This window comes from Anaerovibrio sp., from assembly GCF_045637405.1.
Taxonomy (GTDB): domain Bacteria; phylum Bacillota; class Negativicutes; order Selenomonadales; family Selenomonadaceae; genus Anaerovibrio.
The window spans coordinates 1-22540 of record NZ_JAZTZI010000122.1 but is presented as its reverse complement, the minus strand read 5'-3'; the positions used below and the strand labels follow the sequence as shown (position 1 = coordinate 22540).

General features: G+C 44.4%; 22 protein-coding genes. 21 read left to right on the top strand and 1 reads right to left on the bottom strand.

Annotation, left to right across the window (positions count from 1 at the left end; genetic code table 11):
- Positions 1-845 (top strand): nitronate monooxygenase (locus ACKI5G_RS08660; protein ID WP_407399500.1); only part of this gene is annotated, 845 nt, incomplete at its 5' end.
- Between the two features lie 280 nt (positions 846-1125).
- Here the strand turns inward: ACKI5G_RS08660 and ACKI5G_RS08655 are convergent.
- Positions 1126-1326, bottom strand: coding sequence for a DUF1858 domain-containing protein (locus tag ACKI5G_RS08655; protein WP_027396279.1), 201 nt, complete (start codon positions 1324-1326; stop codon positions 1126-1128).
- Positions 1327-1465: 139 nt separating this feature from the next.
- On the opposite strand from ACKI5G_RS08655, the gene ACKI5G_RS08650 reads away from it, so the two are divergent.
- The 20 genes from ACKI5G_RS08650 (at position 1466) to htpG (ending at position 22422) form a co-directional block, all read left to right on the top strand.
- The gene (locus ACKI5G_RS08650) at positions 1466-2299 is read left to right on the top strand and encodes a polysaccharide deacetylase family protein (protein WP_407399498.1); all 834 of its coding nucleotides are present in this window, start codon (positions 1466-1468) and stop codon (positions 2297-2299) included.
- A 200-nt stretch (positions 2300-2499) separates the two neighbouring features.
- Positions 2500-2931: a division/cell wall cluster transcriptional repressor MraZ gene (mraZ, locus tag ACKI5G_RS08645; protein WP_039210186.1), complete on the top strand. Its 432-nt coding sequence runs from the start codon at positions 2500-2502 to the stop codon at positions 2929-2931.
- A gap of 8 nt (positions 2932-2939) precedes the next feature.
- Complete coding sequence (rsmH, locus tag ACKI5G_RS08640) at positions 2940-3884, top strand: 16S rRNA (cytosine(1402)-N(4))-methyltransferase RsmH (protein ID WP_407399496.1); 945 nt, start codon at positions 2940-2942, stop codon at positions 3882-3884.
- Positions 3885-3920: 36 nt separating this feature from the next.
- Entirely contained in the window at positions 3921-4295 is a 375-nt protein-coding gene (gene ftsL, locus ACKI5G_RS08635) for a cell division protein FtsL (protein WP_407399494.1), read from the top strand.
- A gap of 160 nt (positions 4296-4455) precedes the next feature.
- The gene (locus ACKI5G_RS08630) at positions 4456-5952 is read left to right on the top strand and encodes a UDP-N-acetylmuramoyl-L-alanyl-D-glutamate--2,6-diaminopimelate ligase (protein WP_407399492.1); all 1497 of its coding nucleotides are present in this window, start codon (positions 4456-4458) and stop codon (positions 5950-5952) included.
- Positions 5953-5954: 2 nt separating this feature from the next.
- A complete protein-coding gene (gene murF, locus ACKI5G_RS08625; RefSeq protein WP_407399490.1) occupies positions 5955-7334 on the top strand; it encodes a UDP-N-acetylmuramoyl-tripeptide--D-alanyl-D-alanine ligase in 1380 nt (459 codons plus the stop codon).
- 23 nt (positions 7335-7357) lie between these two features.
- Positions 7358-8317: a phospho-N-acetylmuramoyl-pentapeptide-transferase gene (gene mraY, locus ACKI5G_RS08620; RefSeq protein WP_407399488.1), complete on the top strand. Its 960-nt coding sequence runs from the start codon at positions 7358-7360 to the stop codon at positions 8315-8317.
- A 36-nt stretch (positions 8318-8353) separates the two neighbouring features.
- Positions 8354-9721 (top strand): UDP-N-acetylmuramoyl-L-alanine--D-glutamate ligase, encoded by a 1368-nt coding sequence (gene murD, locus ACKI5G_RS08615; RefSeq protein ID WP_407399486.1) that lies wholly within the window; start codon positions 8354-8356, stop codon positions 9719-9721.
- Positions 9718-10836, top strand: coding sequence for an undecaprenyldiphospho-muramoylpentapeptide beta-N-acetylglucosaminyltransferase (gene murG / locus ACKI5G_RS08610; RefSeq protein WP_407399484.1), 1119 nt, complete (start codon positions 9718-9720; stop codon positions 10834-10836). The genes murD and murG overlap by 4 nt, the downstream gene beginning before the upstream one ends.
- A 21-nt stretch (positions 10837-10857) precedes the next feature.
- Positions 10858-12225, top strand: a complete 1368-nt coding sequence (gene murC, locus ACKI5G_RS08605; protein WP_407399482.1) for a UDP-N-acetylmuramate--L-alanine ligase — start codon at positions 10858-10860, stop codon at positions 12223-12225.
- 38 nt (positions 12226-12263) lie between these two features.
- Positions 12264-13202, top strand: a complete 939-nt coding sequence (locus ACKI5G_RS08600; protein ID WP_407399480.1) for a D-alanine--D-alanine ligase — start codon at positions 12264-12266, stop codon at positions 13200-13202.
- 2 nt (positions 13203-13204) lie between these two features.
- The gene (locus ACKI5G_RS08595) at positions 13205-14089 is read left to right on the top strand and encodes a cell division protein FtsQ/DivIB (protein WP_407399478.1); all 885 of its coding nucleotides are present in this window, start codon (positions 13205-13207) and stop codon (positions 14087-14089) included.
- 19 nt (positions 14090-14108) lie between these two features.
- Entirely contained in the window at positions 14109-14804 is a 696-nt protein-coding gene (locus ACKI5G_RS08590; protein WP_407399476.1) for a DUF881 domain-containing protein, read from the top strand.
- Complete coding sequence (locus ACKI5G_RS08585) at positions 14801-15133, top strand: small basic family protein (protein ID WP_276840536.1); 333 nt, start codon at positions 14801-14803, stop codon at positions 15131-15133. The genes ACKI5G_RS08590 and ACKI5G_RS08585 overlap by 4 nt, the downstream gene beginning before the upstream one ends.
- A 110-nt stretch (positions 15134-15243) precedes the next feature.
- A complete protein-coding gene (ftsZ, locus tag ACKI5G_RS08580) occupies positions 15244-16398 on the top strand; it encodes a cell division protein FtsZ (protein ID WP_407399473.1) in 1155 nt (384 codons plus the stop codon).
- Between the two features lie 192 nt (positions 16399-16590).
- Entirely contained in the window at positions 16591-17613 is a 1023-nt protein-coding gene (locus ACKI5G_RS08575; protein ID WP_407399472.1) for an ABC transporter substrate-binding protein, read from the top strand.
- A 35-nt stretch (positions 17614-17648) separates the two neighbouring features.
- Positions 17649-18974 carry a 30S ribosomal protein S12 methylthiotransferase RimO gene (gene rimO, locus ACKI5G_RS08570; protein ID WP_407399470.1) on the top strand — a complete coding sequence of 442 codons (1326 nt, stop codon included), beginning with the start codon at positions 17649-17651 and terminating at the stop codon, positions 18972-18974.
- A gap of 10 nt (positions 18975-18984) precedes the next feature.
- Complete coding sequence (locus ACKI5G_RS08565; protein WP_407399468.1) at positions 18985-19452, top strand: CinA family protein; 468 nt, start codon at positions 18985-18987, stop codon at positions 19450-19452.
- A gap of 101 nt (positions 19453-19553) precedes the next feature.
- Complete coding sequence (locus ACKI5G_RS08560; RefSeq protein ID WP_407399466.1) at positions 19554-20288, top strand: hypothetical protein; 735 nt, start codon at positions 19554-19556, stop codon at positions 20286-20288.
- Between the two features lie 175 nt (positions 20289-20463).
- The gene (htpG, locus tag ACKI5G_RS08555; protein WP_407399464.1) at positions 20464-22422 is read left to right on the top strand and encodes a molecular chaperone HtpG; all 1959 of its coding nucleotides are present in this window, start codon (positions 20464-20466) and stop codon (positions 22420-22422) included.
- Positions 22423-22540 lie beyond the last annotated feature (118 nt).

Here is a 22540-nt window from a genome sequence, read left to right as displayed (position 1 = left end):
ATGCCGGGGGAGCTGGTATCATATCCTGTGGTGGTCGTACCACAGATTATGTTCGGGATGAAATCCGTAAGGCCAAGACATTGACGGATAAGCCTTTTGGTGTAAACATCATGTTAATGGCTCCAAATAAGGACGAGATTTTGGAGGTTATCTGTGAGGAGAAGCCAGCGTTTGTTACTTTAGGTGCCGGAAATCCTGTTCCTTTTGTGGAGCCACTTCATAAGGCTGGTATAAAGGTAATTCCAGTAGTGCCAAATGTTAAGCTTGCTAAGCGCCTTGAGCAGAACAATGCAGATGCTATTGTGGTAGAGGGAATGGAAGCTGGCGGTCACATTGGTGTGCTTACCACCATGGCTCTGATGACTCAGGTTATTCCGGAGGTAAATATCCCAGTGGTAATGGCTGGTGGTATTGCAGATGGTCGTGGTATTGCAGCTGCTCTGTTGATGGGAGCAGCTGGTGTTCAGATGGGTACCCGCTTCCTGGTGGCGGAGGAATGCCCGGTACACGATAATTTTAAGCAGAAACTCATTGAAGCAGTTGATACGGATACTATAGTAACCGGTCAGACCATCAAGAGTGCGGTAAGAGGTCTTAAGAACAAATTCTCCGAGGAATATCAGGCTTTGGAATTTTCTGGCAAGGCTACTAAGGAGGAGCTTCTTAAGCTGGCTACAGGTACCAATAAGCTGGCTGCAGTGGACGGCGACATGGAAAAGGGTATGATTCAGGCCGGGCAGAGCCTTACCCCATTGAAGAAAATCGAGCCAATGGCTACTATAATCGAGAGCTTAGTGACCGAAGCACGGGCAACCTTGGCTGAGGCCCAGAATATCAATCTATAACGAGCTCATATGTCAATGGTGGTCAGTGATAGTTGACTTCAGCTCGGGACTCTGGGCTAAAACTATTTTTTGCTTTTAATTAGCAGCGATAAAAGTCGAACTCGCTTCGCTCAAACAACGACATTTTCTCGCTGTGTAAGAACGCAAATAAATAGCTTTCGACGCCCATCGCCCTAATGCTTCAGTCAATCTATAATGACCACCATTTATGTACATAAAAAGGACGTCTGGAATTTTCCGGACGTCCTTTAAGTTGACTAAGGTTATCCCATGTCAGCTATCAGTTTTCACCAACGACTTCGTTCAGACCTGCAATAAGCTGATCAATATCAATACCATGGGCAGAAGCACCCTGCTCGATGTTTTCAAAGTGTGCAGCGGCACAACCTATGCAGCCCATACCACTCTCCATGAAAACAGGAACGGTATCAGGATATTTAGTAACAACCTCCATGATGGACATATCTTTTGTAATAGTCATATATAACAACCTCCTTAATAATTATTATTAATTACACTCCACGATTATATCATAAATAAGAAAAATTTCCTAATATAATATGGGAAAAATAAAATGATTGCGGTATAATGTAGTGGTGTTATTAATATGGAGGGAAATTATGGTTAATATTGATGAGTATATTAAAAAATATAGATTGTTTATAGTGGCAGGGATTATTCTTTTGGCCATCGGCCTGATCGCATTTATGGGCAAGAAGGAAGAGCCTGTGGTACATCAGGTAGCTAAGGCTGAGGACCATAGAGGAGTTACGGTTCTAAATTATCACAAAATAGACAATACATTTCATTCCCTCTCAGTAAGACCGGAAGATTTTGAAAAGCAAATGAAATGGCTAAGTCAGCATGGTTATCATACTATTACACCGGATCAGCTATATGAGTTTGTGACTAATGGTGTGGAGCTTCCGGATAATCCAGTTATGATAACCTTCGATGATGGCTATGTTGACAACTATAAGAATGCATATCCTATAATGAAAAAATATGGCTTTGTGGGAACTATTTTTGTGGTGACCACTTATTTGGAGAAGTATCCAAATTATCTGACCTGGGATCAGGCTAGGGAACTGGAAGCCAATGGCTTTTCCATAGAGTCACATACAGCCACCCATAAGTCCATGACCGAGGCCAGTGATAATCAGATTATGGATGAACTGACAAAATCCAAAGCAATGCTAAATGAGAAGCTGGGTAAGGATTCCTGCTTTATTGCTTATCCAACTGGGACTTATAACCTCCATATTGCGCAGTTAGTGAAGAATGCAGGCTACAAGGCCGGATTTACCATAAAGTATGATGCAGTCAACCGCAATAGTAATGTTTATGCTTTGGAGAGGGTACCAATATTTCATACAGAGGATACTAATAAGGACTTTTTGGAAAGAGTCTTATATCTACCACTTATGAACAAGGATGGATGGGTAAAAAAATAAATAATGTCAATTGACACCTTTGGTTATATGCCAAAGGTGTTTTTAGTTTACAAATTAATTATATTTATAGTATCTAATAATATTTCTGGGACATTTTTCCTTTTTTTATAATTTTCAAAATTTGTGGGGGCAAAAAACAGTAAAAAGTGGAAAAAAGTGGGGGAATGTGGTAGACTATGTCTACAAGGTGGTGATGAAGGATGTTAATGGGCGAATATAATCATTCGCTGGATGCGAAAGGTCGCGTGATTTTACCGGCTGATTTTCGTGCTGAATTAGGCGAATCCTTCATTATTACCAAGGGTTTGGATAACTGCTTGTTCATTTATCCTCAATCTGAATGGGAACAGCTGTCAGTCAAGCTTCGTCAACTACCTTTAGCCAAAACTGAAGCCCGGGCCTTTGTAAGATTTTTCTTCGCCGGTGCCCGTCAGGTCGAATTGGATAAGCAGGGCCGTTTTCTGATACCCGCCACCCTTCGTCAGCATGCGTCCTTGAAAAAGGATGCCGTTCTTATCGGCGTTTCCAATCGCATAGAAGTTTGGAGCAAGGATGAATGGCTTAAGTACAATGAAGAAATTACTCCATCTGTTTCTGCTATAGCTGAAACCTTGGCAGAGCTGGGGATATGAGGTAGCAAATGAGCGGGAAATTTCATCATGTAAGTGTAATGCCAGAGGAGACAGTTGACGGTTTGGTAACAAACCTGTCCGGAACCTATGTGGATTGTACTTTGGGCGGTGCCGGGCACTCCAGAATGATTGCTGATAAGCTAAATGAAGATGGCAGATTAATAGGTATTGACCAGGATACAGCAGCCATTGCAGCGGCTACTGAGCGGTTGACTGGTGTTGGGTGTCACGTTAATATAGTAAAGGATAATTTTTCCCATCTGGAAATGATTCTAAAGGAGCAGGATGCAGAGGAAATAGACGGCATTCTCTTCGATTTGGGAGTATCATCTCATCAGCTGGATACAGCGGAAAGAGGGTTTTCCTATATGCTGGATGCACCTCTGGATATGAGAATGAATCAGCAGGCAGAGTTTTCTGCCTATGATATAATAAACAAGTATGACTTGGACGAGCTTTGCCGTATCTTTAAAGAATATGGTGAAGAAAGATGGTATAAGAGAATAGCACAGTTCATCGTGGAGGCGAGAAAGACTGCACCCATAAAGACCACTGGTGAACTGGTGGACATAATAAAAAAAGCGGTTCCTGCTGCTGTGAGAAATTCCAAGGGCGGACATCCTGCCAAGCGTATTTTTCAGGCAGTTAGAATAGAGGTTAATAACGAGCTGGGGATTCTTGAAGAAGCTTTCCGTACTGCAGTTAAGCATTTAAAGCCAGGCGGCAGAATAGCGATAATCACCTTCCATTCCCTTGAGGACCGGATAGCCAAGAATGTGCTCAAGGAAATGTCCAGCAGATGTATTTGCCCGCCATCTCTTCCAGTTTGTGTATGCAACCATAAGCCAGAGATTAAGCTGCTTGTAAAAGCTGCGGTGGCTTCAGATAATGAACTGGAACAGAACTCAAGAGCCAAGAGCGCTAAGCTGCGAATAGCGGAGAAATTGGATTGACACCTTGTAAATAAGCACTGAAAGGAGGTTACTTGTGTGCTTGCCCGTCAGTTAATTGAAGAAGAGTACTTTGAGGAACTTCCCCAGGAACAGCAAAAAATTATACGACGTAAAATTGTAAGGCGTAACGTACAGAAGGACCCTCGTCGTAGGAAGGCAGTTTGCTTCTTAGTTGTAGGTGCACTTATTTATGGATTAATTTTATGGTTTAGCAGTTGCCTTGCAAGCGAAGTATACGAAGTCGGCCGTATTCAGGCTGAAGCTAGTGCCCTGGAGAAGAGTAATGAAACACTCAGAGTAGAGAATGCAAAGTTGAAGTCTCATTCCAGAATCAAAGAAATTGCTGTGACCCAGTTGGGGATGACTGTACCACAGGAAAATTATTTTGCAGGGAATCAGACGAAGCATTAACAGAATAGGCGATATGAAAAAGGGATTTGCGTAAGCAGTCCCTTTTTCTATTTGAACGGTTATGTGAAAGCCTAAATTAACTATTTTATGGTAGAAAAATACTTATTTTAGCGGTATAATATCTTAGTTATGTTATGACAAAAATTAGGAGGATTTTCTAATGGCAAAAACATTAGGTTCACTGGCAGCTCTTATTGAAGGAGCAGAAATTATAGGTAACAGTGAGACTGTAATTAAAGATATAGAACATGATTCCAGAAAGGCCACTGAAGGTACCCTGTTCGTATGTATGGTGGGTGCCCATGTGGATGGTCACGATTTTATTCCCCAGGCCAAGAAAAAGGGGGCTGTGGCCATTATTACAGATAATGAAAACGCCTTTATGCCAGCTGGAATGGATGTACTGTTGGTGCCAAACCTTAAGGAAGCCCTGAAGGTTATTGTGCCATTTTTTTATGATTATCCGGCTCAGCGTATGCGCGTAATTGGTATAACCGGTACTAACGGCAAGACCTCTATAAGCTATATGATACGCGCTATGCTGCGTAAAATGGGATTTAGGGTAGGTCTTATTGGTACAATTCAGATTATGATAGAGGATGAGGTACTGCCGATTCATAACACCACACCTGATGTGGTAGAGCTTCAGCATACTATGAATATGATGCTGGAGAAAAACATGGATTATGTGGTTATGGAAGTTTCTTCCCATGCCCTTGATCAGGACCGGGTGGCCGGCGTTGAATTTGATACGGTGGTATTTACCAATCTCACCCAGGATCATTTGGATTATCATAAGACCCTGGAAAACTACAAGCTGGCAAAAGCAAAGCTCTTTGATATGGTCAGCAGTCCAGCCAATGTGAAGAACGGTAAGACTGCGGTTATAAACATTGATGACGAAGCAGGAAAATTCATGCTGGAGCATGCTGATTGCCGCCATATTACTTATGGTATTGAAAATGCTGCCTCCTTGATGGCCGAAAATATTCAGGTTTTGGCAAGTGGTGCCAAGTTTGAGATAAAGCAGCAGTTTGGCTCATTGCCACTGGATTTAAAGATTACTGGTATCTTTAATGTTTATAACGTAATGGCAGCGGCGGGAGCAGCCATGGCTGAGGGAGTACCACTTCCGTTTATTAAGGCAGCCTTGGAGGAGTTTAGCGGTGTACCGGGTCGTTTCGAGCTGGTTCGTGGCGGTCAGGATTTTGCCGTTATCGTAGACTATGCCCATACTCCTGATGGACTGGAGAATATTCTTCACACTGCCCGCAAGATTTGTGATAATCGCATTATTACAGTATTTGGCTGCGGTGGTGACCGTGATCGGACTAAGCGTCCAATTATGGGGCGTATAGCTGCTGAGCTTTCAGATATTATTGTGGCTACCTCCGATAATCCTCGTACTGAGGATCCTGCCTTCATTCTCAGCCAGGTGGTGGAAGGTGTTGAGCAGGCTGCGGGCAGCAAGCAGCATGAAGCTATTATTGACCGTCGTGAGGCTATTTTCAGAGCAGTGGAAATTGCCACGGCAGGTGATATTGTGGTAATAGCCGGCAAGGGCCATGAGGATTACCAGATTCTTAAGGATAAGACAATTCACTTTGACGATAAAGAGGTGGCTGCTGAGGCCATCAAAGCAAAAATGGGAGAGTAATTATGCCAGAGTTTTCATTAAAAGATGTGGAGAGTGCCTTAACTGGTGCAGAAGTGCTGGAAATTGGCAAGGATCATTTTTCTGATATTGTTACCGATACCCGCAAAATCATCCCAGGCTGTTTGTTTGTAGCCCTGAAGGGGGAGCGTTTTAATGGTGAAACCTTCGTTGAGGAGGCTTTGAAGCTGGGTGCTAATGGGGTGCTTGTAAGCAATGAATATGAGATGCCAAAGACTGAGCTTGGTGGGACTATCATTAAGGCTTCCACCGATACCCAGAGAGCTTATCAGGAATTGGCTCATTTTTGGCGCATGAAGTTTGATATTCCGGTGGTATGTATTACTGGGTCCAACGGTAAAACCACCACCAAGGATCTGACTGCCTCCGTCCTTTCTGCCAAATTCCCGGTTTTAAAGACTCAGGCAAATTATAATAATGAGATTGGCCTGCCAATGACTCTTCTTAATATGAATGAGACCCACAGGGCGGCAGTGGTGGAAATCGGTATGCGTGGCCTTGGTCAGATTAAGGCTTTGGCTCCTATAGCTGCTCCTACCATTGGCATTGTTACCAACGTGGGGGAAACCCACATGGAGCTTCTGGGATCCATGGAAAATATAGCCAAGGCCAAGGCTGAGTTGGTGGAGGCTATTCCATCCGGTGGAACGGTGATTTTGAATAATGACAATGCTTATACCGCTGCAATGAAGGATAAGTGCAATGGCGGTGTTAAGGTTATTACCTTTGGTATTGATAATGAAGCCGACATAAAGGCCTTCGATTTGAATGGTGGTCTGAATAGCACCACCTTCAAGTGTCGTTTGGGGGCAAATGGCCAGGTGGGGGAATTTACCCTTCCAATGGTGGGGCGTCATAATGTTTCCAATGCTTTGGCGGCTATGGCGGCAGGCTATGCTTTGGGGATGGATGCGTCTTCAATCCAGCAGGGCCTTGATGGCCTGGAAATGACAGGTATGCGCTTTGAGGCTAAACGAGTGGGTCAGTACAACTTTATAAATGACGCTTATAATGCCAGTCCAATGTCTATGGAGGCTGCTATAAACACCTTGTCTGAAATCACCAAGGGCCGTCGTATTGCTGTACTTGGTGATATGCTGGAGCTGGGTGATGTTTCGGTTGCTGCTCATCAGAAGGTGGGAAGACAGGTGGCAGAAAGCGGAGCCGTGGCTTTAGTGGCTTTTGGCCCAATGGGCAGGGAAATTGCCAATGGCGCCAGTGAGGCTGGTATGGAAAATGTATTCCATGTGGACAGCCATGAGGCAGCAGCAGCAAAGCTGAAAGAGCTGCTTGAGCCAGAGGATACGGTGCTCTTTAAAGGGTCCCGGGGTATGAAAATGGAAGCTATAATTGACCTTATTTGATTTTTGGAGGCTTTAATACAATCATGTTGGAAATAAATATAAATACAGCCTATGCTTTGGCATTGAGCTTTATTGTAGTGGTGGCTATAGGACCTTGGCTTATTCCGCAGCTTCATAAGCTGAAATTTGGCCAGGCTATCCGTGAGGAGGGGCCTCAGAGTCATCAGGCCAAGAGTGGAACGCCTACTATGGGCGGTATGATGATTATTTTGGGGCTGGTGCTTTCAACACTGGTTTTTGCCAACCATACTGTAGAGGTTATGCTGGCTGTGTTTGTTGTTTTAGGCCATTTCGCCCTTGGCTTTCTTGATGACTATATTAAGGTTGTCAGAAAGCATAACGAAGGACTAAAACCCCGTCAGAAGCTGTTGGGACAGATAATCATGGCTGCATTGGTAGCTGTGTTTGGTGGCTTGCCTACAGATCTTTGGGTGCCATTTGCCGGAAACATTGATTTGGGATATGGATTTTACGCACTGTTGTTTTTCGTCATGGTGGGGGCTACGAATGCGGTTAATCTTACTGACGGCCTTGATGGCCTGGCCTCTGGAACAGTGGCAGTAGCGGCTTTCTTTTATATGCTGGTATGCTTTGCCATGGGAAAAGCAGATTTGGCTATTTTGTGTGCGTCCACTATTGGTGCTTGCCTTGGCTTTTTGAAATTCAACTACCATCCTGCTAAGATTTTCATGGGTGACACTGGTTCCTTGGCCTTGGGTGGTGTCATGGCAGCCCTGGGTATTTTGACTCATACTGAAATTTTGCTGGCGGTTATTGGCTTTATATTTGTTTGCGAAGCTATGTCTGTTATGATTCAGGTTACTTCATTCAAGACTACGGGAAAAAGAGTCTTTCTCATGAGCCCTATCCATCATCATTTTGAGCTGAAGGGCTGGAGCGAGGTTCGTGTCGTATGGACCTTCTGGGCCGTGGGAGTCATAGCCGGCGCTTTGGGATTGGCTTTGTGTATATTTGGTATGTAACCAGGATTTTTTTGGTAATAATAGGAGATGTAAGTAATGGAGTTCATGGGAAAAAAGGTGTTGGTAATCGGTGCTGGTATCAGTGGTAATGCTGTTGCCAAGATTGCCAAGAGCATGGGAGCAGATGTTACTCTTAGTGATTCCAAGGCTGAGGCGGATATCAGCTATGATATGCAGGAGCTTCGTGATGCTGGTATTAAGCTGGTATTTGGCAAGCAGGAGCCAAGCCTTCTTGATGGTGTGGATATGGTTATCCTTTCTCCGGCTGTGCCTGTTCGGATTCCTGTTGTGCAGGAGGCGTATAAGCGTAATATTCCAGTTACCACAGAGGTGGAGGTAGCTTATAATCTGGCCAAGTCCCCAATTTTGGCCGTAACTGGTACAAATGGCAAGACTACAACTGTAAGCCTCCTTGGCCAGCTTATGCGTACCAGATATCCTAATGCAGGAGTTGGAGGCAACATTGGTATACCCCTTTGTGAGGAGGCTCTTAAGGCTGGTGAGGGAAGCTGTATTGTGGCAGAGATTTCCAGCTATCAGATGGAGGCATCCAACACCTTTAATCCCCATGTGGCAGTAGTATTAAACGTAACTCCTGACCATGTGGTTCGTCATGGTAGTCTTGAGGTATATCAGGCCATGAAGGAGAAGATGTTCGCTAATCAGGGACCAGATGACTTTTTGGTACTCAATTATGATGATCCAAAGACCCGTGATATGGCCAATCGGGCTAAAGGCAAGGTGTTCTTCTTCAGCCGTAAGGAAATCCTTAAGGAGGGCGCTTTCGTTAATGATGGATGGCTTACCATTTCCTGGAACGGTCAGACCTGTAAGCTGTGCCGTACAGATGAACTGAAGATTAAGGGCGGTCACAATATTGAAAATGCTTTGGCTGCTGCTGCAGCAGCATATTTAGGTGGCGTTCGCCTTCCTAAAATCGGTGAGAGCCTTAAGTCATTTGAGCCAGTAGAGCATCGTATTGAACCGGTGGCTACTGTAAATGGAGTCCCATACTTCAATGATTCCAAGGCTACAAACACCGACTCTGCCATAAAGGCTTTGCAGAGCTTTGACGGGCATCTGATTCTCATTGCCGGTGGTGATGATAAACACACGGATTTAAGCGAGTTCATGGAGCTGGTGAAGGAACGTGTAGATGAATTGATTCTTGTGGGGGATGCAGCTGCACGCTTCAAGGAATGTGCCATTGCAGCTGGCTATAGCACTGAGCATATACATGAGGCAGGGTATTCCATGGAAAAGGCTGTGGAGATTGCCCACAATATTGCAGGGATTCCTCAGACTGTGCTTCTTTCACCGGCCTGTGCATCCTTTGATATGTTTACTGGTTTTGAGGAACGTGGTCGTGTATTCAAGGGTTTGGTAAAGGGTTTACTTAAATGAAGATAATCGTATCAGGTGGTGGTACAGGCGGTCACATTTATCCTGCCGTTACCATCATACGGGCATTGCAGAAAAGAATAGATAATCTGGAGGTCCTTTATGTGGGAACCAGTAAAGGCCTGGAGGCTGATATTGTTCCTAAGGAAGGATTTCCGTTTAAAACAGTAGATTTACAGGGCTTTAAAAGAAGTCTGAGCCCTGCTAATTTCCTTCGGGCATTTAAGGCCATAAAGGGTGTGGTCAAAGCTGCGGGGATTGTTCGTGACTTTAAACCGGATGTCGTTATTGGTACCGGAGGCTATGTTTGTGGGCCAGTGCTGATGGCCGCAAGTCTTATGGGAATCCCTACACTGATTCAGGAGCAGAATGTGGTTCCTGGTATTACCAACAAGATCTTATCTAATTTTGTTTCCAGAATTGCTACCGGTGCTATTGAAGCCAACAAACATTTTCCTCAGGATAAGGTAATATTTACAGGTAACCCTATTCGTGATGAGGTGGTTAATACCCAACGGGAGCCGGGATACAGTGCCTTTGAATTGGATCCAGCCAAGAAAACTGTACTGGTATCAGGGGGGAGTCGTGGTGCCCGTAGCATAAACCGCGCCATGGTTGGTGTGCTGAAGCATTTTGCTGGCAGCAAGCGGGTACAGATTCTCCATGCCACTGGCAAGGCAGAGCATGATGATATATTAAGGCGTATTGCCGAGGCTGGGGTAGAACTGGAGAAATTCCCTAATCTTAAGGTTTATCCATATCTTTATAATATGCCTCAAGCGATGGCCGTGGCGGATTTAGCTGTGTTCCGTGCTGGTGCAACTGGCCTTGCAGAGCTTACTGCCAAGGGGATTCCGGCAGTGCTGATTCCATATCCTTATGCTGCGGAAAACCATCAGGAATTTAATGCCCGTGCCATAGAAAAGGCCGGTGCAGCGAGGGTTATTCTCAACAAGGATATTAGTGCAGAAATATTGATTTCCACCATTGAGGAGCTGTTATCAGATGACCGCAATTTGCAGGATATGGCTGAAAGAAGCCATAGCATTGGTCATCCGGAGGCTGCAGCTACTATTGCGGAAATGATTATAGAGTTAGCCCGTAATAAACAAAAATAATTTTTGAAGGGATGTATTATAGTGCTTACAGGCATTAAAAAGGTTCATTTTGTAGGTATTGGCGGTGCTGGAATGAGCGCATTGGCCAAGATTCTCGTAGAAAAAGGATATAATGTTTCCGGTTCCGATGTTAAGGAATCTGTTATGACTGGCATTCTTCGGGATTTGGGTGCCAAGATTTTCATTGGTCAGTGTGCTGAGAACGTTCAGGATACGGAGGCAATCGTTGTTTCCAGCGCTATCCGTGAGAATAATCCTGAGGTAGTTGAGGCAAAGCGACTTGGCTTAAAGCGTCTTCACCGTTCAGATGTAAATGCGTTTTTAATAAATAATTCCAAGGGCATTGCTGTAGCTGGTGCTCATGGAAAGACCACTACTACCTCCATGCTGGGAGTTTCCTTGGACTATGAAGGGGTATCACCAAGCATTATTATTGGTGGAGAGGTGGATTACCTTGGCAGCAACGCCAAGCTGGGTGAAAGTGATTATCTGGTATCCGAGGCTGACGAAAGTGATGGCACTTTCTTGAAATATTATCCATATATTGGCATTGTTACAAATGTGGAAAATGATCACATGGACCATTATGGAACCATGGAAAACATTATTAAGGCCTTTACCCAGTTCCTGAATCAGATTCGTGAGGATGGTTGGGGCGTTGTGTGCTTTGACAATGAAAATATCAGAAATATTGTTAAGAATGTTAATCGCAAGATTGTATCCTATGCCATTGACCATGAGGCGGACTATGTAGCTGCCAACATCAAGGCCGATGCCAGTGGAACCTCCTTCGACGTTATTCATAGTGGAGAAAATTTGGGTACAGTTAAGCTGAATGTTCCTGGACGTCATAATGTGCTAAACGCTATGGCCTGTGTGGTAACCGGTATAACCCTGGGACAGACTGTAGCCCAAATGGCTGAAGGGCTTACTATGTTTAATGGTGCCAAGCGACGCTTCCAGACCAAGGGAAAAGCTCAGGGTGTATGGGTAGTGGATGATTATGCCCATCATCCTACAGAAATCGCAACCACTCTTAAGGCTGCCCGCCAGACTCAGCCTAAGCGTCTGGTGTGTGCTTTCCAGCCACACCGTTACAGCCGTACCCAGCTTTTGCAGAAGGAATATGGCAGATGCTTTAAGGATGCTGACCTTTTGGTGCTTACTGACGTATATTCTGCCGGAGAGGATCCAATTCCAGGTGTTGATGGTGAACTTCTGGTAAAGGAAGTGGCTGCCCAGACTGGTCAAAAGACGGTTTACATTAAGGATAAGAAGGATATTGCGGCCTATCTTAAGTCCATTGCCCAGGAGGGCGACCTGATTATGACCATGGGTGCCGGGGATATTGTAAATTGCGGCGAAGAATTGGTAGAGCTTTTAAAATAATTATATTTAGATAGAATGATTGGGAGCTATTAATTAAAATGAGTAAAAAAATTGTTGTTGTAATGGGTGGACCATCCAGTGAGGGTGAGGTATCCCGTCGTAGTGGTACTGCTATTTTAAATGCTTTAAAATCTAAGAATTATAATGCAGTAGGTTTGGAATTGGTTCCAGAGACCTTTGTTGATGAGATTCGGGAGATGAAGGCGGATTTTGTATTTAACGCTCTTCATGGCAAATTCGGTGAGGACGGTATTATTCAGGGTACATTGGAAATGCTTGGTATACCATATACCAGCTCCGGGGTTTGCGCGGCTGCTGTTACTATGGACAAGGTGGCCACAAAGCGGTTTTTCCTGGCTGGTGATGTGCCTACCCCAAGGTCTCATACCTATTTCCGTTTTGAACATAAGCAGCGTGATTTGGCCGAGGAAATTCAGAAGGAGTTTTCAATTCCAGTAGTAGTCAAGGCTGCTGCCCAGGGCTCCAGTATTGGTGTGGTTATTGTTAAGGATGCCAAGGATCTGAAGGATGCCCTTAACGAGGCATTTAAATATGACAACGCAGTTCTGGTGGAGGAATACATCAAGGGCCGTGAACTGACTGTGGCTGTTTATGGTAACGAGGAAAAGCAGGAGGTTCTGCCAATTATTGAGATTACCACCTCTGAGGGATGGTATGACTATGTAAACAAATACAAGGTAGGGGCTTCACAGCATATTATTCCTGCTCCAATCAGTGACGAGCTTACAAAGGAAATTCATAACATTGCCAAGCGTGCCTTTGCCGTGTGTGGCTGTTGTGGCGTAGCCCGTGTAGATTTCATGCTCAGCGAGGACAATAAGCCTTATGCCATTGAAGTGAATACTGTTCCGGGAATGACGGAGACATCATTGGTTCCGGATGCGGGCAGAGCTGCCGGCATTGAATTCCCTGAGCTTTGTCAAAAAATACTGTACATGGCCGGTTTTGAGGACTGATTATGATGAATGGTGAAGATATCGACAATAAGGAAATAATCGATAACACAATGGAGTATAAGCCACTGGGAACGATGGATGCTATTAAATCTGAATCCATTGATGATACGGTAATTAGGGGAAATGTGGGCAAATCCGTAAACGGGGAAGCACATGAAAAAACCAAGCGTAAGATTATTACCCGCCGTGGCTTGCTGCGTGTCCTGGGAGTACTGGCAGCATTTATGGCCTTTATTGCCATTGCCCTTTCCCCTGTTTTTGTATTGAAGCATGTAAATGTTCATGGTAATGCTTATCTATCCGATGAGGAAATAATTCGGATTTCCGGCGTAAATCTGGGAGAGAATCTTTTTCAGCTGGCCACAGATGAAATTATGCAGGCTATGGGCAAGGACATTCGTATTGATCAGGTCATTGTAAGGAGAAATTTCCCTAATTCTCTGGATATTCAGGTGGTGGAGCGAATTCCACTGGCTATCATAAAATGTGATTATGGTTATCTGGAGGTGGGACGTGGCGGAATCGTACTAGATGCACACAGAACCCTGTCCCAAATTCCAGTGCCCATTGTCAGCGGAGTGGAGGTATCGGATCTTTTCGTAGGAGATACTGCGGAAAACCAGCAGCTTTCTCAGGTACTTGATTTCCTGGACAAGCTTAATCGGGATACGGCAACCAGTATTGCCGAAATTAACATATCAGACCCTAATAATGTAATGGTTTACATGAACCATTCTGTTCAGCTTAAGATGGGTGCTTTGGATAGCCTACAGAAGAAGCTGGAGATTACGGAGAGCGTAAATCGTGAGGTTAAGCAGGCAAAGCATCCTATAGATTATGTGGATGCCAGATTTGATGGTTCATATTCCATTAAGCTAAAGGAATAGTCGGTATAGGAGGAGAAAAATGCAGTTAGAAAAAGGGCGATTGTCTATTGCCTGCGTTTGCATGGTTCTAGGTTTTATGCTGGTTATCCAGTTTAAAAGTACAGAGGATATACGGGCTTCACAGCCAAGTCAGCGCGTAGAGGAATTGGCTGCCCGTCTCCATCAGGCTGAGGCGGAGAATAAGGAGCTGGAGACTGAAATTCGCGATTTAAGGGGAATGTCCGGGGATGCCAAATCAGAAAAAATTACAGATGATATAATGATGATTTCCGGCATGACACCTTTGGAGGGCCCAGGGGTCATTATTACCATTGATGACAGTGCCAAAAAGGCCAAGGTGGATAACGATCCAAACCTCTATCTGGTTCATGATGAGGACATTCTTAAAGTAGTAAATGAACTGAGGGCTGCTGGTGCGGAGGCACTTTCCATAAATGGTCAACGTTTGACCGCTAATTCAGAAATACGCTGTGCCGGGCCAACTATTTCCGTAAATAATGTTCGTTCCGCTCCTCCATTTGAGATTCGTGCAATAGGGGACAAGGATAATCTTGTAAATTCCATTAATATGCGTGGTGGAGTGGCGGATTCTCTGAAGGTTTGGGGGATAAATCTGACCATACAGCCATTGGATAATGTGTGGATTCCAGCCTATAAGGCAACGACCAAGTATAAGCTGGCAACCACATCGAGCAAAGAGGAGGAGACAAAATGATTTATGCAGTAGTTGGTCTCCTTATCGGAGGTACTCTGGGTTTTTTGGTACCTTTTGGAATTCCTGCGGGGTACTCCAGCCTCTTTTCAGTTGCACTTATGGCCTGTATGGACTCAGTTTTTGGCGGTATTAAGGCGGCTTGCAGTGGTACATTTGATGACAAAATTTTTATTTCCGGTTTTTTTACAAATTCTTTGATGGCGGCATTCTTGGTTTATGTGGGTGACAGGCTGGGAATAGATTTATATTATGTTGCTCTGTTAGCCTTTGGCCTAAGAATTTTTAATAACCTTGGCTTTATTCGTCAGCATTTGCTTAAAAAGCACTAATTTCAGATTCGCTAACTATAGATTTTGAAATTAATTAATGTTATAATATTTGATGTATGAGTATATTGATAATATTTTCGAATTAAAGTATATATATGGGGGTTTTTTGAGTGCCAATAGATTTTGATAGTTATGGAGATTTTGATGACAAGGCCGTGATTAAAGTTGTTGGTGTCGGCGGTGGCGGCAGCAACGCGGTAAATTGTATGGTTAATGCCGGCGTAAAGGGCGTTGAGTTTATTGCTGTAAACACCGATTCCCAGGCATTGGACCAGTCTTTGGCTTCTACCCGTATTCAGATCGGCGGTAAAGCAACCCGTGGTTTGGGTGCTGGCGCCCGTCCTGAGGTTGGGGCCAAGGCAGCTGAGGAAAATCGTGAGGAAATTATGGCAGCCCTTCAGGGTGCTGACATGGTATTTATCGCAGCAGGTATGGGCGGTGGTACCGGTACTGGCGCAGCTCCGGTGGTAGCAGAGTGTGCCAAGCAGGTTGGTGCTCTTACCGTTGGCGTCGTAACCCGTCCATTTTCTTATGAGGGACGTATGCGCACAAAGCGTGCTGAAGCTGGTATTGCGGCTTTGCGTCAGCGTGTTGATACTATCATCACTATTCCAAACGAGAAGGTTTTGAATATTATTGACAGGAATACTTCTTTTATCGATGCATTTAGGGAAGTTGATGATATCCTTCGTCAGGGTGTACAGAGTATTTCCGATCTCATCAACGAATCCGGTTATGTAAACCTGGATTTCGCCGATGTGGAGGCAGTTATGAGCAATGCTGGTCCTGCACTGATGGGCATTGGCGAGTCTTCTGGTGATAATGCACCTATGCTTGCACTTCGTGAGGCAGTTAATTCCCCTCTTTTGGAGGTGTCAGTAAGTGGTGCAAGAGGTGTAATCATCAACTTTGTTGGTGAGTCTTCCCACCTTAATATGATGGAGCTTAATGAGGCCAGCCAGAGCATTACTGCAGAGGCTCATCCGGATGCAAATATTATTTGGGGCGTTTCTGTGGATGATACCATGGGCGATACTATTCGTGTTACTGTTGTGGCTACTGACTTTGAGTCTGAGCAGGGCCGTCAGAATATGGCAATGCCTAATGCAAATCAGCAGGCACCACAGCAGACTCCACCAACTGGCATGAGAGTTCCAGTATTTGGCAATCAGGGCGCCAATGCAGCAAATATTGGTGTTCCAAAGCAGGATTTCTACAAGGCCAATGGAATTGATATTCCAGTTTGGATGCGCTCAAACAAATAATTTAGTTAAAACTGCGAGTCCTGCAGGGAGTTTCATTTCCTTGCAGGATTTTTACTATGAAATCTTAGTGAATCAAATCCGAAGGATGCAGATGAGCTTTAGATTTCGTGTAAGGGCGTAGTGCAAAATATCATTTTGCACGGAGTTTACTATGAAATATTTTTGTGTTTCTGAATCGATGGTGTATAGTATATGAAAAGATATTCAATGTTGCTGATTACCTCGTTTCTAATGATTGCTGCTTCCATATTCTGCGCTTTGTATTTTACCAATGGCAGCAGCTACGATGACAGTCGTCTGCGGGGAAACATTGTTGTTTACACAACCCTGCCTGCGGAGAATGTTGCCCCTGTGGCTGAAGCCTATGAAAAAAGCCATAAGATAAGGGTTACCTTCGTTCCTATGACGGAGAGTGACCTTAAAGACAGAATAAAGGAAACTGGTAAGGCTGACCTGATACTGACTGATAGCCGTGTGTTGCGTAGAAATGCTGTTGATGGTTGGCTTCAGCCGTATATTTCTGAGCATGGTGACGTGGTCAGCGATCGTTTTAAGGATGATAGGGGATTTTGGATAGGTCTTTGGTATGATCCGGTGGTTTTCTGTGTAAATACGGATTATATGCAACGTTTGCCTCATATTCCTGCATCTTGGAAGGAATTAGGACAGCTGCAGAATTATCGGCTGGGCATAACAGATTTTATGGCGGCAGACAATGCTGCAAACATTTATATGTTTATGGTAGCCCAGAATGGTGAGGACAGCGCTCTGAATTATATGAAGCAGCTTCATCCCCATGTGGTGCAGTATGCTAAATATTTATCAACGCCTGCCCGAATGACCGGTATGGGAGAGGCGGATATTTCAGTGGTGGTTCAAAGTGAGGCCCTGCGCTATATTGGTGACGGATATCCTTTAAAGATTATTTATCCCGATGAGGGTACGGCCTATACCCTTACGGGAATAGGGCTTCTCATAAACTGTCCCAATGGTGATAATGCCAAGGAGTTCATTAATTGGATGCTGACGGATGAGCCTCAGCTGGCCATGATGAATAATGGTTTTTATTTTATGCCGGCCAATGGCTCACTGATGGCTGCCAAGCAATTTGCGGGGAAAAATGTTGTTCTATATGACCAGCTGGCAGATTACCCTGAAAAGGAACGCCGACAGCTGTTGGACCGCTGGCTTAAAGAAGTTAGATTTGGAAGATAGTTTAGATAATCAGATAATATTTTAGGAGGTAGAGCTTGAAAGCAGGATTTGTAAGTCTTGGCTGTTCCAAGAACCTGGTAGACACAGAGGTTATGCTGGGGCTCATTAAGGAACGGGACATTGAACTGGTAAACGACCCATCTGATGCGGATATACTCATTGTGAATACATGTGCCTTTATTCAGTCAGCAAAAGAGGAATCAATAAATACGATTTTAAATATGGCAGAATACAAGCAGCCGGAGAAGGGCCACTGTAAAAGCCTGATTATTGCAGGATGTCTTGGACAGAGATACGGTCAGGAGCTGTTGGATGAGTTGCCGGAGGCAGACGGTATTATTGGTACTGAAGCCTGGGGACGGGTTACTGAGGTAATAGACGAAACCTTAAAGGGAAATCGTGTGGTGATCAAGGGGGACGAAACTATCTATGATGCCTCTGTACCACGTATTCCAACTACCCCAAAGCATACTGCCTATGTCAAAATTGCTGAGGGCTGCAACAATCGTTGTGCCTTTTGTGCCATTCCGCTGATTCGTGGCAAATACCGCAGTCGCAAGCTGGAGGATATTGTGGCGGAAGTAAGAGCTTTGGCCGATAAAGGAGTTCGGGAAATCGTTCTTATTGCTCAGGATACTACAAATTATGGCCATGACATTTATGGTGAACCACGTTTGGCGCAGTTGCTGCGTGAATTATGCAAGGTAGAAGGTATCAAGTGGATCAGAACCCTCTATAATTATCCAAGATTCCTTAATGATGAGCTTATTGAGGTTATGGCCACTGAGGAAAAGGTTGTCAAATATGTGGATATTCCATTGCAGCATGCCAGCAATGAAGTGCTTAGAAGAATGCGCCGTCCTGACACAAAGGAGCAGATTATGGCTCTTTTGCAAAAACTTCGTGAAAGAGTGCCAGGGGTGGTTATCCGCTCCACATTTATTGTAGGATTCCCTGGGGAAACTGAGGAGCAGTTCCGGGAGCTGAAAGATTTTATTCAGGAGCAGCGTTTTGATCATGCCGGCTTTTTTACCTACTCCAAGGAAGAGGATACTCCGGCGGCAAATATGGATGGACAGGTGGATGACGATGTTATGCAGGATCGTTATCATGAGATAAAGGCCATTCAGAGCCTTATTTCCCAAGAGATAAATGAGTCTCTGGTGAACCAGGTGCTGGAAGTAATTGTGGAAGGCCATACAGAGGATGGTACTTCCTATGGTCGTTCTTATCGTCAGGCGGATGATGTAGATGACCTGGTGTATATTGAAGATGATACCACCAGTGAAGTGGGGGATATTGTTAAGGTTCGTATTCTCCAGGGATTTACTGAGGATCTGGTGGGAGAATTGGCAGAGTGAGGCGATAATCATGCTATTGGAAGAGGAAGCGGGCAAGCTGTTGCTGGATTCCCATCAGACCATAGCCTGTGCTGAATCATGTACTGGTGGACTTTTGACCAGTCGACTTACAGACGTGGCTGGCAGCTCGGCCTATGTTTTGGGCTCCATTGTTTCATATACCAATGAGGTTAAAATTTCTCATCTGGGAGTAAATGAAGAAACCTTAAAACAGTTTGGGGCAGTAAGTGAACAGACGGCCCGGGAGATGGCTGGTGGTGTCAGGGGGAGAATCAGTGCTGATATCGGTGTGGGAATTACCGGAATTGCAGGTCCAGGTGGAGGCAGTGTGGAGAAACCAGTGGGACTGGTGTATATTTCCATTGCTGGTCCCAAGGGGGTAATCGTCGTTGAAAACCATTTTAAGGGCAGTCGCAGTGAAATAAAAAAACAAACTACTGACAAAGCCTTGACAATGCTGATAGAATATATTAGATGATTTTAATGGTTATTTAATATGGTTTTCACCATTTTTTCAAAAAAGTCCATTAGAATGGTCGTAGCAAAATTCAAATAATATTGAATTGTGGGGGAATAATAATGAAAATAAAAAATGTGTTAATTAAAGGATTTATGGCTGCTGTTATGGGTGCATTCCTCATGGTACCAGCTATGTCTTCCGTTTCTGCGGAGAATGCTGCTGCACCGGCAGATTCCGCAGTTACAGCTGATGCCAACGGTGACAACGTGGTTCAGGTAAGTCTTCCGTACAAGTATACCAGCACCCGTTTTGGTTACACTATTATGTGTCCAACCCAGCCTAACGTGGTTCCGGCAAGCTTCTTTGATGAGGAGGCTAAGGGGGATGTGCTGATTTTTGAAGGTGATATTGATAACATTAAGAAGGCATGGGTAGTTCTTATCAATGCTTACGAGGATGCTGATATCCCGGCAAATGCCGGCACTGCCAGTGATGCAGAGCGTAAGGCTATTTTGGATAAATTTTCCGATAAATACATTCTCATAAATACCCGTGTGGTAGAGGTGGCTGAGAATACCTTTGGTATCTATGGTTATACTCCTAAAGAGATAAGGGTAGATGAAAAGGGCGACGGTAATTTCGAAACCATAAAGGCTGAGAGTCAGATGGTAAAGACCTATATGCCTGGCGAGTTTGGCGGTCATTTCATGATTTCTCTGATTGATAATCCTGATATTTCCATGCCAGGTGTGGCAACCTACAATGCGGCCCTCACCACCTTCAAGCAGTGGCCTACCTCTGAGTATCAGCAGTTCCTCGAGCTGTCCAAGCTGCCAAAGAAAAAGAAAAGCTAACGTATAGTTTAAATGACAGAGCCTGTACCGATGAAGTGCAGGTTCTTTTTTTGAGAGAAGTATATTTTTGACATTATTGACTTTTTGATGTATTATATCAATTGTGAGTTAGCACTCACACATTGGGAGTGCTAAAAATTATCAATTATTATATTTACATAAAGGAGTCTTTATAATGGCAAAAGAAACCCATGAGTTCCAAGCGGAAACAAAACAGCTGCTTAATCTGATGATTCACAGCATCTATACAAATCACGAAATATTCCTTCGTGAGTTGATTTCTAATGCCTCTGATGCCATCGATAAGCTGCATTTTGCTTCTCTTACCGATAAGAGCATTCTTGAGGGCAATGAGGATTATGAGATTTTCCTTATTCCTGACAAGGACAGCCATACTCTTACCATCTCTGATAATGGTATTGGTATGAACAAAGAAGAGATTGTGGATAACCTTGGTACTATCGCCAAATCCGGCACCAAGGCTTTTCTGGAGCAGCTTAAGAAGGAAAAGGAGAATGCCGGCAATGCTGATATCAGTGATAATCTCATTGGTCAGTTTGGCGTAGGCTTCTATTCCGCATTTATGGTTGCAGAGAAGGTTACTGTAGTGACCCGCAAGGCCGGTGAGAAGGAAGCCGTTCGTTGGGAGTCCACTGGTGACGGTTCTTACACCATGGAGGAATGCGAAAAGGAAAATCGCGGTACCACCATTACTATCACCTTGGGCAAGGATTTCTACGGAGAAAACGCGGAGGAAAACTTCACCGATAATTGGAACATCCAGAATTTAGTTAAAAAGTATTCCGATTATGTACGTTACCCTATCAAGATGAACTTTGAAACCGAGGAAACTCCTCGTGATGAAGAGGGCAAGGAAATTGAGGGTGCTGAGAAGATTAAGAAGACCGAGGTCCGTACTCTTAATTCCATGCAGCCACTGTGGACCAAGAATAAGTCTGATATCACCAAGGAAGAATACAGCAAGTTCCTAAAGACTCAGTTCCATGAGTGGGAGGAGCCAATGGAGGTATTCCACAATAAGGCTGAGGGTACTGTGGAGTACACTTCTCTCCTGTATATTCCCGCCAAGGCACCGTTTAACCTTTATCACACAGATTATGAGCCAGGCATTCAGCTTTATTCCCGTCACGTATTCATCATGGATAAGTGCAAGGACTTACTGCCGGATTATCTTGGCTTTGTAAAGGGCCTGGTGGATTCTCCAGATTTGTCTTTGAATATTTCCCGTGAGCTTTTGCAGCAGAGCCGTGAGCTTAAGACCATTGGCAAGAATATGGAAAAGACTATTTTGAAGTCATTGGAAAGAAAACTCAGCAAGGATCGCGAGGGCTATGAAAAGTTCTGGGCGGAGTTTGGTAAGTCCTTAAAGATTGGTATCTATAACAGCATGTTTACCGGCAATGACATCATCAACAAGCTGAAGGAATTGTTGCTCTTTGTATCCTCAAAGGATGGCAAGAATGTTTCCCTGAAGGAATATGTTGAGCGGATGCCGGAAAGTCAGAAGAAGATTTATTATGCTACAGGTACCGATCAGGCAACCATAGAAAAGCTGCCTCAGATGGAGCTCCTGAAGGAAAAGGGCATTGAGGTTCTCTATCTCCTTGATCCTGTTGATGAATTTGCTATTGAGGCTATCCGTACTTATGCTGACAAAGAATTCCAGTCCATCAGCCGTGGTGACCTTGACCTTGACGATGCTGAGTCCCAGGAGGTTAAGAAGGAAACTGAGGAGCTGACCAAGACCAATGATGATCTTATAAAGGACATCAAGGAGGCTCTGGCCGACAAGGTGGCTGAGGTTAAAATCTCTGCCCGACTGAAATCCAGTGCTGTATGTCTTGTGGCTGATGCCCAGGGTCCATCCCTGTCCATGGAGCATACCTTTGCGGCTATGGATAATCCTATGTTCAAGGCTAAGCGTATTTTGGAGATTAATCCACATCACGCTCTCTTTACCCGTTTGCAGGGGCTTCATTCCGCCGGCAAGGATAGCCAGGACTTCAAGGATTACTGTGAGCTGCTGTACACTCAGGCATTGATTATCGAGGGGATTATGCCGGAAAATCCGGTAGACTTTGCCAATAAGATTGCTGAACTGATGGCAAAATAATCATTTTGAAAGAATAAGAATTATATAACGAGCTTTAAAATGTCCCCTTCCTCTTTAGGTGGGGGAAAACAAACTACAACAGTGGTGAGCATATCTCCCAGCTCGTTGCGACGCGAAG

What these genes read in the sequence shown, in the direction of transcription:
- ACKI5G_RS08655 (WP_027396279.1), bottom strand. Translation starts at nt 1,326, where the DNA reads ATGACTATTACAAAAGATATGTCCATCATGGAGGTTGTTACTAAATAT.
- ACKI5G_RS08650 (WP_407399498.1), top strand. Translation starts at nt 1,466, where the DNA reads ATGGTTAATATTGATGAGTATATTAAAAAATATAGATTGTTTATAGTG.
- mraZ (WP_039210186.1), top strand. Translation starts at nt 2,500, where the DNA reads ATGTTAATGGGCGAATATAATCATTCGCTGGATGCGAAAGGTCGCGTG.
- rsmH (WP_407399496.1), top strand. Translation starts at nt 2,940, where the DNA reads ATGAGCGGGAAATTTCATCATGTAAGTGTAATGCCAGAGGAGACAGTT.
- ACKI5G_RS08630 (WP_407399492.1), top strand. Translation starts at nt 4,456, where the DNA reads ATGGCAAAAACATTAGGTTCACTGGCAGCTCTTATTGAAGGAGCAGAA.
- murF (WP_407399490.1), top strand. Translation starts at nt 5,955, where the DNA reads ATGCCAGAGTTTTCATTAAAAGATGTGGAGAGTGCCTTAACTGGTGCA.
- mraY (WP_407399488.1), top strand. Translation starts at nt 7,358, where the DNA reads ATGTTGGAAATAAATATAAATACAGCCTATGCTTTGGCATTGAGCTTT.
- murD (WP_407399486.1), top strand. Translation starts at nt 8,354, where the DNA reads ATGGAGTTCATGGGAAAAAAGGTGTTGGTAATCGGTGCTGGTATCAGT.
- murG (WP_407399484.1), top strand. Translation starts at nt 9,718, where the DNA reads ATGAAGATAATCGTATCAGGTGGTGGTACAGGCGGTCACATTTATCCT.
- ACKI5G_RS08600 (WP_407399480.1), top strand. Translation starts at nt 12,264, where the DNA reads ATGAGTAAAAAAATTGTTGTTGTAATGGGTGGACCATCCAGTGAGGGT.
- ACKI5G_RS08595 (WP_407399478.1), top strand. Translation starts at nt 13,205, where the DNA reads ATGATGAATGGTGAAGATATCGACAATAAGGAAATAATCGATAACACA.
- ACKI5G_RS08590 (WP_407399476.1), top strand. Translation starts at nt 14,109, where the DNA reads ATGCAGTTAGAAAAAGGGCGATTGTCTATTGCCTGCGTTTGCATGGTT.
- ACKI5G_RS08585 (WP_276840536.1), top strand. Translation starts at nt 14,801, where the DNA reads ATGATTTATGCAGTAGTTGGTCTCCTTATCGGAGGTACTCTGGGTTTT.
- ACKI5G_RS08575 (WP_407399472.1), top strand. Translation starts at nt 16,591, where the DNA reads ATGAAAAGATATTCAATGTTGCTGATTACCTCGTTTCTAATGATTGCT.
- ACKI5G_RS08565 (WP_407399468.1), top strand. Translation starts at nt 18,985, where the DNA reads ATGCTATTGGAAGAGGAAGCGGGCAAGCTGTTGCTGGATTCCCATCAG.
- ACKI5G_RS08560 (WP_407399466.1), top strand. Translation starts at nt 19,554, where the DNA reads ATGAAAATAAAAAATGTGTTAATTAAAGGATTTATGGCTGCTGTTATG.
- htpG (WP_407399464.1), top strand. Translation starts at nt 20,464, where the DNA reads ATGGCAAAAGAAACCCATGAGTTCCAAGCGGAAACAAAACAGCTGCTT.